This is a genomic window from Pseudomonas sp. MWU12-2029, from assembly GCF_023242425.1.
Taxonomy (GTDB): Bacteria; Pseudomonadota; Gammaproteobacteria; order Pseudomonadales; family Pseudomonadaceae; genus Aquipseudomonas; species Aquipseudomonas kribbensis.
This window is the reverse complement of sequence record NZ_JALJDY010000004.1, coordinates 449,111-462,469: the sequence shown is the minus strand read 5'-3', so window position 1 is coordinate 462,469 and position 13,359 is coordinate 449,111. Positions and strand designations below refer to the sequence as shown.

Sequence of the window (13,359 nt, the reverse complement as noted above, 5' to 3'; positions counted from 1 at the left end):
GATGTTTGGTAAATTAAGTTGGGAAGCGATCCCTTTCCACGAGCCGATCGTGATGGTCACCATCTCGATGATCGCGCTCGGTGGTCTGGCGTTGTTCGCTGCAATCACCTACTTCAAGAAGTGGACTTACTTGTGGACCGAGTGGCTGACGTCGGTCGACCACAAGAAAATCGGCGTGATGTACATCATCGTTGCCATGGTCATGCTGCTGCGTGGCTTTGCCGACGCCATCATGATGCGTACCCAGCTGGCCATGGCCACCGAGGGTTCGCCTGGCTACCTGCCACCTGAACACTATGACCAGATCTTCACCGCTCACGGTGTGATCATGATCATCTTCATGGCGATGCCATTCTTCACCGGCCTGATGAACCTTGCAGTGCCGCTGCAGATCGGCGCCCGTGACGTTGCCTTCCCGTTCCTGAACTCCCTGAGCTTCTGGCTGCTGGTGTCCGGCGTCGTGCTGATCAACCTGTCCCTGGGCGTCGGCGAATTCGCCAAGACCGGCTGGGTAGCGTATCCACCGTTGTCGGGTCTGCAATACAGCCCTGGCGTGGGGATGGACTACTACATCTGGGCGCTACAGCTATCGGGTCTGGGTACAACGCTAACGGGGGTTAACTTCCTCGCGACCGTGCTGAAAATGCGTACCCCTGGCATGAAACTGATGGACATGCCGATCTTCACCTGGACCTGCACCTGGGCAAACGTTCTGATCGTGGCTTCGTTCCCGATCCTGACCGCTACCCTGGCACTGCTGACCCTTGACCGTTACATGGATTTCCACATTTTCACCAATGAACTTGGTGGCAATCCAATGATGTACGTCAACCTGTTCTGGGCATGGGGCCACCCTGAGGTTTACATCCTGATCCTGCCGGCCTTCGGCATCTTCTCGGAAGTGATCTCGGCCTTCACCGGCAAGAAACTGTTCGGCCACCACTCGATGATCTACGCTTCGGGCGCGATCTCGGTACTGGGCTTCATGGTTTGGCTGCACCACTTCTTCACCATGGGTTCGGGTGCCAGCGTCAACGCCTTCTTCGGTCTGGCGACGATGCTGATTTCCATCCCGACGGGTGTGAAACTGTTCAACTGGCTGTTCACCATCTACCAGGGCCGTCTGCGCTTCACCAGCCAGGTTCTGTGGACCCTGGGCTTCATGGTGACCTTCGCCATCGGCGGCATGACTGGCGTACTGCTGGCCATCCCGGGTGCTGACTTCGTACTGCACAACAGCCTGTTCGTGATCGCGCACTTCCACAACGTGATCATCGGCGGCGCGGTATTCGGCTACATCGCAGGTTTCGGCTTCTACTTCCCGAAAGCGTTCGGCTTCAAGCTGCACGAAGGCTGGGGTAAAGCAGCGTTCTGGTTCTGGATCTCGGGCTTCTTCGTTGCGTTCATGCCGCTCTATGCACTGGGCTTCATGGGCATGACCCGTCGTCTGAACGCCACCACCAACCCTGAGTGGGTACCGTACCTGTACGTTGCCATGTTCGGTGCGGTGATGATCGCTGTCGGTATCGCTTGCCAGCTGATCCAGCTGTACGTCTCGGTGCGTGACCGCAACAAGCCGGAAAACATGTGCGAACACGGTGACCCGTGGAATGCCCATACTCTGGAATGGTCGACCTCGTCGCCACCTCCGTTCTACAACTTCGCTGTGCTGCCTAAGGCTGACTGCATCGACCCGTTCACCGAAGCCAAGGAAAACGGTACTGCGTACCAGACTCCGGCCAAGTACGAGCCGATCCACATGCCGAACAACACCGCCACTGGCGTGGTGATGGGCGCACTGCTGACCGTATTCGGTTTCGCGATGATCTGGCACATCTGGTGGTTGGCGATCGCCAGCCTGGCCGGCACTGTCATCTACTTCGTGATCCACGCTGCACGTGACGACCAGGGCTACATGGTTCCGGTTGAAACGATCGAGCGCATCGAAGCCGAGCAGCACAAGCGTCTGGTAGCGGCCGGGAAGATCCCTGCTTCCGCGACCCGTGTTGAAACCAAGTTGGAACAGGCTTAAACAATGTCGAACTTAGTGACCAATGCTGGACACGCCCATGGCCACGACCATGGGCACGATGACCATCACCACGACTCGGGCGAGATGACCGTATACGGTTTCTGGCTCTACCTGATGACCGACTGCATTCTGTTTGCGTCGATCTTCGCGGTATACGCGGTACTGGTAAACAACGTCGCCGGTGGCCCGTCGGGCCACGACATCTTCGAACTGCCATACGTGCTGGGCGAAACCGCTCTGCTGTTGTTCAGTTCGATCACCTACGGCTTCGCCATGCTGGCGTTGTACAAAGGCAAGAAGCAGCAGGTTCTGGGCTGGTTGTTCATGACCTTCCTGCTCGGCGCAGGCTTCATCGCCATGGAGATCAACGAGTTCCACCTGCTGATCTCCGAGGGCTTCGGTCCTAGCCGTTCGGGCTTCCTGTCGGCGTTCTTCACCCTGGTCGGTACCCACGGTCTGCACGTATCCGCGGGTCTGATCTGGATGGGCATCATGATGTACCAGGTCAACAAGCACGGCCTGACGGCGACCAACAAGACCCGTCTGAGCTGCCTGAGCCTGTTCTGGCACTTCCTGGACGTGGTGTGGATCTGCGTATTCACCGTTGTTTACCTGATGGGGACCCTGTAATGGCTAATGCACACTCCCATGACAGCCATGATGCTGGCCACGGCAGCGTAAAGTCGTACGCCATCGGCTTCATCCTGTCGGTGATCCTGACCGTCATCCCGTTCGGCCTGGTGATGTTCCCGACCCTGCCGAAGTCCACCACGCTGGCAATCGTCCTGCTGTTCGCGGTAATCCAGGTGATCGTTCACCTGTATTACTTCCTGCACCTGGACCGCTCCGTGGCTCAGCGTAACAACGTGATCGCGTTCGTCTTCACGGCCATCGTGATCCTGCTGCTGGTCGGCCTGTCGCTGTGGATCATGTTCAGCATCCACACGTTCATGATGGCGAAGTGAGGTAGACCCGATGTCGCTCAAGCACTTTATCCAAATCACCAAACCGGGGATCATTTTCGGTAACGTGCTTTCTGTGGCAGGCGGGTTCTTCCTGGCCTCGAAAGGGCATGTAGATCTGGCGGTGTTCCTGGCCGCCATGATCGGCACTTCCCTGGTCGTGGCCTCCGGTTGCGTGTTCAACAACTGCATCGACCGCGACATCGACCTGAAGATGGAACGCACCAAGAACCGGGTGCTGGTCCAGGGCCTTATCTCCCTGAAACTGGCCCTGGTCTATGCGACCGTCCTGGGTGTCGCCGGCGTTGCGTTGCTGTACAAGGTGGCCAACCCGTTGGCTGCCCTGTTCGCCGTGATCGGCTTCATCATCTACGTCGGCTTCTACAGCCTGTACCTCAAGCGCAAGTCGGTTCACGGCACGCTGGTGGGCAGTCTGTCGGGCGCCATGCCGCCGGTGATCGGTTACGTGGCCGTGACCAACAGCTTTGACATGGCCGCGCTGACCCTGCTGGTGATGTTCAGCCTGTGGCAGATGCCGCATTCCTACGCCATCGCGATCTTCCGCTTCAACGATTACCTGGCCGCATCGATTCCGGTGTTGCCAGTGAAGCGCGGAATCCAGGTGGCCAAGAAGCACATCCTGTTCTACATCCTGGCGTTCCTCGTGGCGACCCTGATGCTGACCTTCAGCGGCTACGCCGGCATGAGCTACCTCGCCGTCGCCGCGGCCATGGGCATGTACTGGCTGTACATGGCCTGGACCGGCTACAAGGCGGTGGATGACACGGTCTGGGCACGCAAGCTGTTCGTGTTCTCGATCTTCACCATCACCGCGTTGAGCGTCATGATGTCCCTGGACTTCAAGGTGCCGACCGAGCTGCTGCTGACGTACGCGCCGTAAGGTTCGAACGTTGTAAGAGAAACCCCGTTCATCGAGAGATGAGCGGGGTTTTTTGTTGAGGATTGTTTATCCGAAGAGAAAGGTGTTTATTGTTCATCTATAGGCAATTTGCTTATAGTTTTTTGTATGAGAACAATATTCTTTGAAACCACACTGTTCACCGCAAACCTGGGTCATTACCTCACGGACGACGAATATCGTGAGCTACAGACCTACATGCAGAGCAATCCGCATGCGGGCGATGTCATGCCTCGAACCGGTGGCTTCCGAAAACTGCGTTGGGCGGATGCTCGTCGTGGCAAAGGCAGGCGAGGCGGCTTGCGAGTTATCTATTATTGGCTTATGAATGATGGCCAGTATTGGATGTTTGCGATTTATGACAAAGATGAGCTTGAGAATTTGACCGCCGATCAAGAGAGGGCGCTCAAGGGAGCCATAGAAAAAGAGTTGAAAACACGAGGTACCCCATGAAAAAACGCGACCTGTTTGCAGAATTAATGCAGGGCGTTGATGAGATGGCGGCTCAACGCGAAGGAAAAATCACGCTACGTAATACGACGCTTGAGGACAAACCAGCCCCCGAAGTCGGTGCTCAGGAAATCGTAGCGTTACGGGAAAAACTGCACATGTCACAGGCCGTTTTTGCCAGAAGAATCAGGACAAGTCCAAGCACCCTTAGAAACTGGGAGCAGGAGAAATCAAAGCCCAACGCTCAGGCTGCCTTGCTGATCCGTTTGGTGGAAAAATTCCCTGATATGGTCGAGCGATTGAGCGCTGTTTAAAGTCGTTTCCAAGTCTGCGTAAAGCCCTGCACGTTTAATGTCGTGCGGGGCTTTTTTGTACAAGCACCCACAGGTTGCGGTGTTTCGGCAAAAGCCCTAGATTTGGATCCAACCCTGTCAGTTATGGCGCCATGCACTGCTCGGCGCTCTACTGTCGTAATCTGCAATTCTTCACGCATCGATCAAGAGGCTGGGCGAAATGACTGAGAGGATGACCTGCGACGAACGCTTCATTGCCCTGGCAAAAGAGCTGAATTACGACATCAATGGCGAGAACACGGTGGGCGGCAATTACGCGCCGCTGGTGCGTCATCACGATGAGCTGTACATCAGCGGCATGGTGCCGCGCACCGAGGGCAAGATTCAGTATCCCGGCCGGGTCGGGCTGGAGCTGACGCTCAAGGACGCGCAAGCCGCCGCGAGCATCAGCGCCATGCGTTGCCTGGCGTTCATCGTCGATGCGGTCGGTTCGCTGGACAAGGTCAGGGAGTTGTTGCGGGTCACGGTCTATGTGAAGTCGACACCGGACTTTGTCGACCTCAGCGAAGTGGCCAACGGCGCATCCGACGTTTTCAGTTATGTGCTGGGGGATGCAGGTCGGCATACACGCACCACCGTCGGCGTCTATCAGTTGCCGAAAAACGCGGCCATCGAAGTCGACATGATCGCAGCGGTACATCCGTCGGCGTAATCGCTGAAAGCCGCGCAACAAAAAGCCCCGCCTGAGATTCAGAGCGGGGCTTTTTCGTCAGCGCTGCGCTTACTGGGCGGCGATGCTGTAACCGTCGAATGCGGTCTGCTGTTGCAGGGCAGTGATGATGTTCTTGCGGTTGATCGCGTGTTCGGTGCCAGTGTTGTCGACGAAGGTCTCGCCTTCGATTTCTGCTTCTTCGCCTTCACCGACGAAGGTGAAACCGAGGAACTCCAGTGCCTCACGATCCACGCTCAGGCGCGAACGCGGCGTGCGCATTGGCAGGGTCACGCTGATGCCGTCCTTGCTGATGCTGAACACTTCGACGTCTTTCTTGGCGCGTGCGGCTTTGCTCTTGCCGCCGCTCGGGTTGCTGATCGCCTGATGGGTCTGGTTCAGCACCTTGAGGGCCAGGCCGTAGACGATTTCCTGGAATGCCGGATCGTCCTTGAAGCTGGACAGGATGCGGCTGATCGGGAACTTGCTGCTCAGGTCTTCGAGGGCTGCGATGTCGGCCGCCTCGGCGTCCTTCAGGCGCTTGAGCTGGCCCATCAACTCGTAGGCCTGATCGTCATCGAAGCGATCGTGAGCCTGGCGGATCGCGGCGCGCAGTTCACGGATCTGATCGCTCTCGCGGGTCGACTGGAACGCGTCGAGCACCATCTCGCTGATGATCTTCGCTTGTGGAATGTGTTGTGAAAGATTGATGGAGTTTTCGTATTCCGCTTTGGACGACAGGGTGACTACGGATTCAGCGGTGTTGAAATCGGACATTGAAATTTCACTACTTTTTTAACTTGGGATAAGACGAGAAAGCATGGGGGGCTTTTTCAGGCCGACTAATTTAGGGGAGCGGGGCAGTGTTGTCACGGAGCAACGGCCCGATGGAGTTGATTATTTGCCCGGCGTATTCAGGTTCATCGAACGCACGATCCACAGTTCGGCATTCTGTTGATCCACCGGCAGGGAGAAGCGAAAGGTCGCGCCTCGTCCTGCGACATCGAGCAACTGGATTTCGCGCCCGTGCAGTTGCAGGATCCGGTGCACGATCCGCAGGCCCAGTCCGCCGTCGCGTCGCGCGCCGCCGATATTGAAGGGACGCAGGAACAAACCCTCACGCAACTCGGCAGCAATGCCGGGGCCGGTGTCGCTGACGGTGATTTCAACCAGTGCACCCCGGGGTTTCAGGCCAAGTTCGATTTCACCCCCCGGCGGCGTATGGCGCAAGGCGTTATCGAACAGGTTGGTCAGCACCCGTTCGATCAGTCCGAGGTCAGCGCAGACGGTCGGCAGGTTGGCACTGAAACTGGCCTTGAGCTCGACGTTCCGGGCCTCGGCGCCCAATTCGAATTTCTGGAAGATGTCCTGGACCAGATCGGTCAGGGAAAACTGCTCCAGCACAGGCTGCACGAAGCCATGCTCAAGGCGCACCAGCTCCAGCAGCGACTGCGCGAGCCCGCCGACCTTGCGGCTCTGATCCAGGGCGATCCCCAGATAGCGGCGGCGTTCTTCCGGAGACAGGGTGGCGTCCTTGAGTGACAGCGTTTCCAGGTAACCATGCAGCGAAGCCAGCGGTGTGCGCAGGTCATGGGAAATATTCGCCACCAGTTCCCGGCGCTCCTGATCCTGACGGGTCAAAGAGCGCCACTGTTCGCCGAGGCGGTTTTGCATTTGCCGGAACGCTGCGTCGAGCACGGCGATTTCGTCCGGGTCAGCGGACTTGTCCACAGGTGACGGTGCGGCTGGCAGCGATTGCGGTGCGCCGTCGATGTCGAAGCGACTCACGGTTTCGGTCAACCGACGCAATGGCCGGGTGATCAGGTTGAATGCCGTCAGACCGGCAATCAGGCACAGGAACGCCACCAGCCCGATGGACAGCAACGCCGTATTCAGCGCTGCACTGGTGGCGCCGCGTTCGGCGAAACGGTCGTGCGCTTCGCTGAGCAGGACCACGTAAAGGTAACCGGCCGGCTTGCCGTTGACCTGCAACGGCGCGGCGCTGAAGACCTTGCGCCCGTCGATGCTGCGCGGGTCGTCGCCAAGGATCGGCAGCGGTTGATCATTGAGCAGTCGTCGAATCGGTTGCAGGTCGACAGCCTGCCGACGCAGGCGTCCTTCCGGCGCCGCGTTGCCGACGATCCGGCCTTCGGTGTCGAGCAGATACACCTCGACACTCGGGTTGACCAGCATCAACTGGCTGAACAGTTCGCGCACCGCGCCGGGCATCAGGCCGTTGCTGTCCATCAGCACCGTGTCGTGGGCGATGTGTTGCGCCAGATCCCGGGACAGACCCTGCACCACCTCCAGCTCATGCATCTGGCTGGAGCGCACCTGCAACCACGCCGACGTGCCGCAGCACGCCAGCAGCAACACGGCGAATACCAGGGACAGGCGCTGCGTCAGGGTCAGTTTCATGGTTGTTCTGTACTCGTGCCGAATTTGTAGCCACGGCCCCACACCGTGAGGATGCGCACCGGTTGTGCCGGATCCGCCTCGATCTTCGCCCGCAGGCGATTGATGTGGGTGTTGACCGTGTGTTCGTAGCCTTCGTGGCTGTAGCCCCAGACCGCGTTGAGCAGATCCATGCGCGAGAACACCTTGCCCGGCTGGCGGGCGAAGAAGTACAGCAAGTCGAATTCCCGCGGGGTGAGGTCCAGGCGCTGGCCGTTGAGGGCGACGTCACGGGTGATCGGGTCGATGGTCAGGCCGTCGAGGCTCAGGCTGCCGGCGTCCATCTTCAGGTTGCGGGCCATGGCGTCTACCCGGCGCAGCAGGGCTTTGACCCGGGCCACCAGCTCCAGCATCGAGAATGGTTTGGCGAGATAGTCGTCGGCACCCAGTTCCAGGCCAAGGATGCGGTGCAGTTCGCTGGAGCGGGCGCTGGTGATGATGATCGGTGTGTAGCGCGCCATGGCCCGGGCGCGGCGGCAGATTTCCAGGCCGTCGACGCCCGGCAACATGAGGTCGAGGATCAGTGCATCCCAGTGACTTTGCTGCAGCAGGCGCATGCCTTCGTCGCCGTCGGCGCTGTGGACCACCTCGAATTGCTCATCCCGCAGATGCAGGCAAATGAGGTCGGCGATGTGCAGGTCGTCCTCGACCACCAGGACGCGTTTGGTCTGTTCCATGAAGCTCAATCCTTCGGCGCAATGTGCGCATTGTGCGGGTTTTCCTCCGGGCGAGTTATCACGAATTGTTTAACTTCCCGTGAGGATTTGGCGATCAACCCAAGCCTAGGCTGTGTTCCACGACAGGCATCTGGAATTTTGGGAGACGGCCATGTTTTCACGGCGACAGATTCTGGCAACGGGCGGCGGGCTGGGGCTTGCAGCATTGCTGGCGGGTGTATTGCCAAAGTTATCCACGGGCTCGGCGCTGGTCGGCGAGGCGTTTGCCGACGAAGCGTTCGAAGTGACCCACAGCGACAGTGAATGGCATGCGCTGCTCACCGACGAGCAATTCGACGTGCTGCGCAAGGAAGGCACGGAACGGGCCTACAGCAGTCCCCTGAACAACGAGCATCGGACCGGCACTTTTGCCTGTGCCGGCTGCGATCTGGCGCTGTTTTCGTCGGACACCAAGTTCGACAGCCGCACCGGCTGGCCGAGTTTCTGGGCGCCGCTGGAACACGCCGTGGCCACCCGCCAGGACCGGTCCTTCGGCATGACCCGGGAGGAAGTCCACTGCCGGCGTTGCGGCGGTCACCTCGGCCATGTGTTCGACGACGGACCCAAACCCACCGGTCTGCGCTACTGCATGAACGGTCTGGCCATGACCTTCAAACCCGTGGCGGCCTGAGTCATGGCCCGCCTGCAATCTTCACTCACTACAGGACGACACCATGTGGCTCTTGGTTCTCGCTTATCTCGGCGGTGTGCTGACGATCGTCAGCCCGTGCATCCTGCCGGTTCTGCCTTTTGTCTTCGCTCGCACCGGGCAGCCGTTTATCAAGAGTGGCTTGCCGCTGTTGGCCGGGATGGCACTGACCTTCGCCCTCGTCGCGACACTGGCGGCAGTGGGCGGCGGTTGGGTGGTGCAAGTCAATCAGTACGGTCGCTGGCTCGCGTTGCTGTTCGTTGCACTGTTCGGGCTGACCTTGCTGCTGCCGCGTCTGGCCGAGCGCCTGACCCGGCCGCTGGTGTCCGCCGGCAGTCGCCTGTCGGAGGCCGCCGGCCAGGACAATCGTCCGCGTCCCGGCGCGTCGTTTCTGATCGGTGTCGCCACGGGGTTGCTGTGGGCGCCTTGCGCCGGGCCAATCCTCGGCTTGATTCTGACCGGTGCCGCGCTGCAAGGGGCAAGCATCGCCACCACGCTGTTGTTGCTCGCTTATGCGGCGGGCGCGGCTACGTCGCTGGCTGCGGCGCTGCTGCTGGGCGGTAAGGTTTTCGCGCTGATGAAGCGCTCGATCGGCACCGGCGAGTGGATCCGCCGCGGGCTCGGCGCTGCGATGCTGGCCGGTGTGGCCGCCATCGCGCTGGGCCTCGATACCGGGATTCTGGCGCGGGTGTCGACGGCTTCCACCGGAGGTCTGGAGCAGGCACTGGTCGGCAAACTGTCGGGGAAATCCCCTCAAGGCAACGGCACGATGATGGCGCAGATTCCTGCAGCGGATGACGCGGCGAACGGCAGCATGATGGCTGCTGGCGGCGCGATGAAAATGGCCGCCAAGGCACCGGGCTCGCTGCCGGTCGAAGGTCAGTTGCCGCCGCTCGATGGCGCGGTGCAATGGCTCAACTCCGCGCCCCTGGATGCACAGGCATTGAAGGGCAAAGTGGTGCTGGTGGATTTCTGGACCTACTCCTGCATCAACTGCCTGCGCACCTTGCCTTACGTCAAAGCCTGGGCCGAGAAGTACAAGGATCAGGGCCTGGTGGTGATCGGCGTGCATGCCCCGGAATTTGCCTTCGAACGTGATGTAGGCAACGTCACCAAAGCCATGAAGGAACTGGGTATCAACTACCCGGTAGCCATCGATAACGACTACAAGATCTGGCGCGCTTTCAACAATGAATACTGGCCGGCGCATTACTTTGCCGACGCCCAGGGGCGCATTCGTTACCACCATTTTGGCGAAGGGGACTACGCCGAGTCGGAACGCGTCATCCAGCAACTGCTGCGTGAGGCCGGTGCGAAAACCGTCGCCGACGGTTTGATCAATGCCGATGCCCAAGGCGTGCAGCTGGCGCCGGACATGAATCAGGTGCTGTCGCCGGAAACCTACGTCGGCTACCAGCGTGCGGAACATTTCGTACCGGAAACCAGCCTTGTGCCTGACAAGGTGGCGGCTTACACGGCGCCGACGAACCTGGCTCTGAATGACTGGAGCCTCGGCGGGCAATGGGCAGTCGGTGCCGAGCGCGCCACCGCAAGTGCGCCGGCCAGCCGTATCGTTTACCGCTTCCATGCCCGCGATCTGCATCTGGTGCTGGGGCCGGGAACGGACGGCAAACCGGTGCGCTTCAAAGTGACCATCGACGGTCAGGCGCCGGGCGATGCCCACGGTGTCGACGTGGCGCCTGACGGCAGCGGTCGGGTCACCGAACAGCGCTTGTATCAATTGGTGCGGCAAAACGATGGGGTTAAGGACCGAACCTTCAGCATCGAGTTTCTCGATCCGGGCGTGTCGGCCTACGCCTTTACCTTCGGCTGATCAGGAGTGCGTGACATGAAAACTCGAATTATCTGGCGTCGTCTGTTGTTGGGCGTCGCGGCGGCCGGAGTGATCGGACAGTGCTCGGCGTTTTCCTTCGGTGCCGAGGAAGGCGTGGTCATTCCACCGCCAGCGCTTGATGAAAACACCCAGGCACACAGCGAAACGGCAGTCTTCGCCGGCGGCTGTTTCTGGGGTGTACAGGGTGTTTTTCAGCACGTCAAAGGTGTGCAGAAAGCCGTCTCCGGATACGCCGGCGGCGCGGCCAACACAGCGGAATATGAACGGGTCAGCGAGGGCGACACGGGCCATGCCGAGTCGGTCCAAGTCACCTTCGACCCGACCCAGGTCAGCTACGGCAGCCTGTTGCAGATTTACTTCTCGGTGGCCCACAACCCGACCGAGCTCAACCGTCAGGGGCCGGACAGCGGCACGCAATATCGCTCGGCGCTGTTCCCGGTCAATGCCGATCAGCAACGCGTCGCGCAGGCCTATATCGCCCAGCTTGATGCGGCGCATGCCTACAGCAAACCCATCGTGACCCGACTGGAAACCTATAACGGCTTCTATCCGGCGGAGGACTATCACCAGGACTTCCTCACCGAACACCCGACCTATCCGTACATCGTGATCAACGACCTGCCGAAAGTGGCACAGTTGAAGCAGCTGTTCGCCGAGCGTTATCAGGAGAAACCGGTGCTGGTGAAAAACGGGTCGTGATCAACGGTTATGCAATGGTTATTGTGCGGTCACTGGCGACTGTCGAGCGGCGAGGGCTCGCAGTGTCCAGTAGAGTTTCAGCGAACGGGTGCTGATCAGGCCGCACATGAACCCCGATACCGTGGACTTGAGCAGCAGCATGTCGGGGGAAGCGGCCAGCTGCGGATTTACCGCATCCTGATAGCCGAAGTAATAGTTCGCGAAAAAGAACATCAGGAACATGATCAGGATTTTCACGGTGCCCGGCATGATCAACCCCGTCGCGGTATCGTCGAGTGCCACGCCCTTGCGGGAAAAAACCAGCCAGGCCGAGAGGCTGCCCAGCAACAGCGCGCCCAACCAACTGCCAAGGAACAAGACCGGGTCGATCGACAAGTTCACGGAGTACAGCGACCACGCAAGAAACGCCGGCGGTGTGATGAGCATCGAGAGCCGGCTTTCACGGCGGGGAGAAAACGCCTTGATGCCGAAATAAACCACAAGCAGAAAAAACACGTAGGCCCGAATCGGAGTGTTTTGCAGAATCGTGAGCATCGCGCAGCATCCATGCTGGAAAAGAGGAAGGTGGATAATAGTCGTGGTCGCTGCAGCCGTCGGCTTTTTGTTGAACCCGGGCTGATCAGCTTTTCCCCCATGTCCGCATCGCAAACTCGACGAAGCGCCGAAGCTTCGGCAGCCGATAACGATCCTGTGCATAAAGCAGATGCAGAGGACGGCTCGGTGGCTGGTAGTCAGGCATCACTGCGACGAGTTTTCCGTCGCGCAGATCCTGCTCCACCAGCGCATCCGGCAGCATCACGATGCCCATGCCAGTGCGGGCGGCCTGATGCAAACCGGCGGAGGTGTTCATCAGCATCGGCCCACTGACATCGACCATGATTTCACCGTCAGGGCCGCTCAGTCGCCAGCGCTTTTCCACCGATTGCCAGTCATCGCCGGCGGGGTAGGCGAACGACAGGCAATCGTGCTGTTGCAGGTCTTCAGGTGTCAGGGGCATGCCGCGCCGGGCCACGTAATCCGGAGATGCACACACGGTCAGGGTGTAGTCGATCAGGGGGCGGGCGATCAGGTTCGATTGCTCGAAATGGCCGAGGCGGAACGCCACATCGAGACCACTCTCCAGCAGATCCGGGCGACTGTTGGTCAGCACGACATCCATTCTGACTTGCGGGTACTGCAGGGAAAATTCGCTGAGCGCCGGAGCCAGGCGTTCAACACCGAAGGTCAGTGGCGCGGTGATGCGCAACAGGCCGCGCGGTTCATCCAGGGTTTGCTCGGCGAGTCGTTCGGAGTCTTGCACCAGCCCCAGCACTTCCAGACAGCGCTGGTAATAGACCGTGCCGAATTCGGTCAGCCGCTGACGCCGTGTGGTGCGTTGCAGCAGTTGTACGCCGAGGCGCTGCTCCAGTGCCCGCAGGTGATTGCCGACCATGGTCGTGGACATTTCGCACTGCAGGGCGGCGGCCGTCATGCTGCCGCTTTCCACGACCTTGACGTAGACGCTCATCGACTGGAACAGATCCATTATCAAGTCCTGCTTATAAATGATTGAAGTTTTGCCGAGTTTATCCAGCTCTGGTGGCTAACCATACTGCAAACACACCGACCTTCACTGGAGTTT

The 13,359-nt window shown here is 59.6% G+C and carries 15 protein-coding genes; 10 read left to right on the top strand and 5 right to left on the bottom strand.

The features are described 5' to 3' along the window. Position 1 precedes the first annotated feature (1 nt). The 7 genes from cyoB to M5B44_RS12475 all read left to right on the top strand — a co-directional run bounded on the left by cyoB (position 2) and on the right by M5B44_RS12475 (position 5,368). Complete coding sequence (gene cyoB, locus M5B44_RS12505) at positions 2 to 2,032, top strand: cytochrome o ubiquinol oxidase subunit I (RefSeq protein ID WP_114885397.1); 2,031 nt, start codon at positions 2 to 4, stop codon at positions 2,030 to 2,032. A gap of 3 nt (positions 2,033 to 2,035) precedes the next feature. Continuing rightward, the gene (locus M5B44_RS12500; RefSeq protein WP_007956720.1) at positions 2,036 to 2,662 is read left to right on the top strand and encodes a cytochrome o ubiquinol oxidase subunit III; all 627 of its coding nucleotides are present in this window, start codon (positions 2,036 to 2,038) and stop codon (positions 2,660 to 2,662) included. Next, entirely contained in the window at positions 2,662 to 2,997 is a 336-nt protein-coding gene (cyoD, locus tag M5B44_RS12495; RefSeq protein WP_065261339.1) for a cytochrome o ubiquinol oxidase subunit IV, read from the top strand. Before M5B44_RS12500 ends, cyoD begins: the two co-directional genes overlap by 1 nt. A gap of 10 nt (positions 2,998 to 3,007) precedes the next feature. After that, entirely contained in the window at positions 3,008 to 3,895 is an 888-nt protein-coding gene (gene cyoE / locus M5B44_RS12490; RefSeq protein WP_039765651.1) for a heme o synthase, read from the top strand. Between the two features lie 126 nt (positions 3,896 to 4,021). After that, entirely contained in the window at positions 4,022 to 4,366 is a 345-nt protein-coding gene (locus M5B44_RS12485; RefSeq protein ID WP_248739334.1) for a toxin, read from the top strand. Next, on the top strand, positions 4,363 to 4,677 hold the full coding sequence (locus M5B44_RS12480; protein ID WP_007956715.1) for a helix-turn-helix domain-containing protein: 315 nt from the start codon (positions 4,363 to 4,365) through the stop codon (positions 4,675 to 4,677). The genes M5B44_RS12485 and M5B44_RS12480 overlap by 4 nt, the downstream gene beginning before the upstream one ends. Positions 4,678 to 4,876: 199 nt before the next feature. After that, positions 4,877 to 5,368, top strand: coding sequence for a RidA family protein (locus M5B44_RS12475; protein WP_248739333.1), 492 nt, complete (start codon positions 4,877 to 4,879; stop codon positions 5,366 to 5,368). 69 nt (positions 5,369 to 5,437) lie between these two features. On the opposite strand, the gene M5B44_RS12470 is transcribed toward M5B44_RS12475, so the two are convergent. The 3 genes from M5B44_RS12470 to M5B44_RS12460 all read right to left on the bottom strand — a co-directional run bounded on the left by M5B44_RS12470 (position 5,438) and on the right by M5B44_RS12460 (position 8,496). After that, on the bottom strand, positions 5,438 to 6,142 hold the full coding sequence (locus tag M5B44_RS12470) for a hypothetical protein (RefSeq protein WP_248739332.1): 705 nt from the start codon (positions 6,140 to 6,142) through the stop codon (positions 5,438 to 5,440). A 120-nt stretch (positions 6,143 to 6,262) separates the two neighbouring features. Further along, a complete protein-coding gene (locus tag M5B44_RS12465) occupies positions 6,263 to 7,783 on the bottom strand; it encodes a sensor histidine kinase (protein ID WP_248739331.1) in 1,521 nt (506 codons plus the stop codon). Further along, positions 7,780 to 8,496 (bottom strand): response regulator transcription factor, encoded by a 717-nt coding sequence (locus tag M5B44_RS12460; protein WP_248739330.1) that lies wholly within the window; start codon positions 8,494 to 8,496, stop codon positions 7,780 to 7,782. The genes M5B44_RS12465 and M5B44_RS12460 overlap by 4 nt, the downstream gene beginning before the upstream one ends. 151 nt (positions 8,497 to 8,647) lie before the next feature. On the opposite strand from M5B44_RS12460, the gene msrB reads away from it, so the two are divergent. The 3 genes from msrB to msrA are packed head-to-tail and all read left to right on the top strand — an operon-like array spanning position 8,648 to position 11,738. After that, positions 8,648 to 9,166 carry a peptide-methionine (R)-S-oxide reductase MsrB gene (gene msrB, locus M5B44_RS12455; RefSeq protein ID WP_248739329.1) on the top strand — a complete coding sequence of 173 codons (519 nt, stop codon included), beginning with the start codon at positions 8,648 to 8,650 and terminating at the stop codon, positions 9,164 to 9,166. A gap of 43 nt (positions 9,167 to 9,209) precedes the next feature. Further along, complete coding sequence (locus M5B44_RS12450) at positions 9,210 to 11,018, top strand: cytochrome c biogenesis protein DipZ (RefSeq protein WP_248739328.1); 1,809 nt, start codon at positions 9,210 to 9,212, stop codon at positions 11,016 to 11,018. 15 nt (positions 11,019 to 11,033) lie between these two features. Beyond that, positions 11,034 to 11,738, top strand: a complete 705-nt coding sequence (gene msrA, locus M5B44_RS12445) for a peptide-methionine (S)-S-oxide reductase MsrA (RefSeq protein ID WP_248739327.1) — start codon at positions 11,034 to 11,036, stop codon at positions 11,736 to 11,738. 18 nt (positions 11,739 to 11,756) lie between these two features. Here msrA and M5B44_RS12440 read toward each other — a convergent pair whose 3' ends face one another. Together M5B44_RS12440 and M5B44_RS12435 are read right to left on the bottom strand one after the other, a co-directional pair. After that, the gene (locus M5B44_RS12440) at positions 11,757 to 12,272 is read right to left on the bottom strand and encodes a DUF6622 family protein (protein WP_248739326.1); all 516 of its coding nucleotides are present in this window, start codon (positions 12,270 to 12,272) and stop codon (positions 11,757 to 11,759) included. A gap of 85 nt (positions 12,273 to 12,357) precedes the next feature. After that, positions 12,358 to 13,263, bottom strand: a complete 906-nt coding sequence (locus tag M5B44_RS12435) for a LysR family transcriptional regulator (protein ID WP_248739325.1) — start codon at positions 13,261 to 13,263, stop codon at positions 12,358 to 12,360. Positions 13,264 to 13,359 lie beyond the last annotated feature (96 nt).

Coding starts and splice junctions, on each gene's coding strand:
- M5B44_RS12475 (WP_248739333.1), top strand. CDS start 4,877: ATGACTGAGAGGATGACCTGCGACGAACGCTTCATTGCCCTGGCAAAA.
- cyoB (WP_114885397.1), top strand. CDS start 2: ATGTTTGGTAAATTAAGTTGGGAAGCGATCCCTTTCCACGAGCCGATC.
- M5B44_RS12480 (WP_007956715.1), top strand. CDS start 4,363: ATGAAAAAACGCGACCTGTTTGCAGAATTAATGCAGGGCGTTGATGAG.
- msrA (WP_248739327.1), top strand. CDS start 11,034: ATGAAAACTCGAATTATCTGGCGTCGTCTGTTGTTGGGCGTCGCGGCG.
- M5B44_RS12485 (WP_248739334.1), top strand. CDS start 4,022: ATGAGAACAATATTCTTTGAAACCACACTGTTCACCGCAAACCTGGGT.
- msrB (WP_248739329.1), top strand. CDS start 8,648: ATGTTTTCACGGCGACAGATTCTGGCAACGGGCGGCGGGCTGGGGCTT.
- M5B44_RS12470 (WP_248739332.1), bottom strand. CDS start 6,142: ATGTCCGATTTCAACACCGCTGAATCCGTAGTCACCCTGTCGTCCAAA.
- M5B44_RS12435 (WP_248739325.1), bottom strand. CDS start 13,263: ATGGATCTGTTCCAGTCGATGAGCGTCTACGTCAAGGTCGTGGAAAGC.
- cyoE (WP_039765651.1), top strand. CDS start 3,008: ATGTCGCTCAAGCACTTTATCCAAATCACCAAACCGGGGATCATTTTC.
- M5B44_RS12450 (WP_248739328.1), top strand. CDS start 9,210: ATGTGGCTCTTGGTTCTCGCTTATCTCGGCGGTGTGCTGACGATCGTC.
- M5B44_RS12460 (WP_248739330.1), bottom strand. CDS start 8,496: ATGGAACAGACCAAACGCGTCCTGGTGGTCGAGGACGACCTGCACATC.
- cyoD (WP_065261339.1), top strand. CDS start 2,662: ATGGCTAATGCACACTCCCATGACAGCCATGATGCTGGCCACGGCAGC.
- M5B44_RS12440 (WP_248739326.1), bottom strand. CDS start 12,272: ATGCTCACGATTCTGCAAAACACTCCGATTCGGGCCTACGTGTTTTTT.
- M5B44_RS12465 (WP_248739331.1), bottom strand. CDS start 7,783: ATGAAACTGACCCTGACGCAGCGCCTGTCCCTGGTATTCGCCGTGTTG.
- M5B44_RS12500 (WP_007956720.1), top strand. CDS start 2,036: ATGTCGAACTTAGTGACCAATGCTGGACACGCCCATGGCCACGACCAT.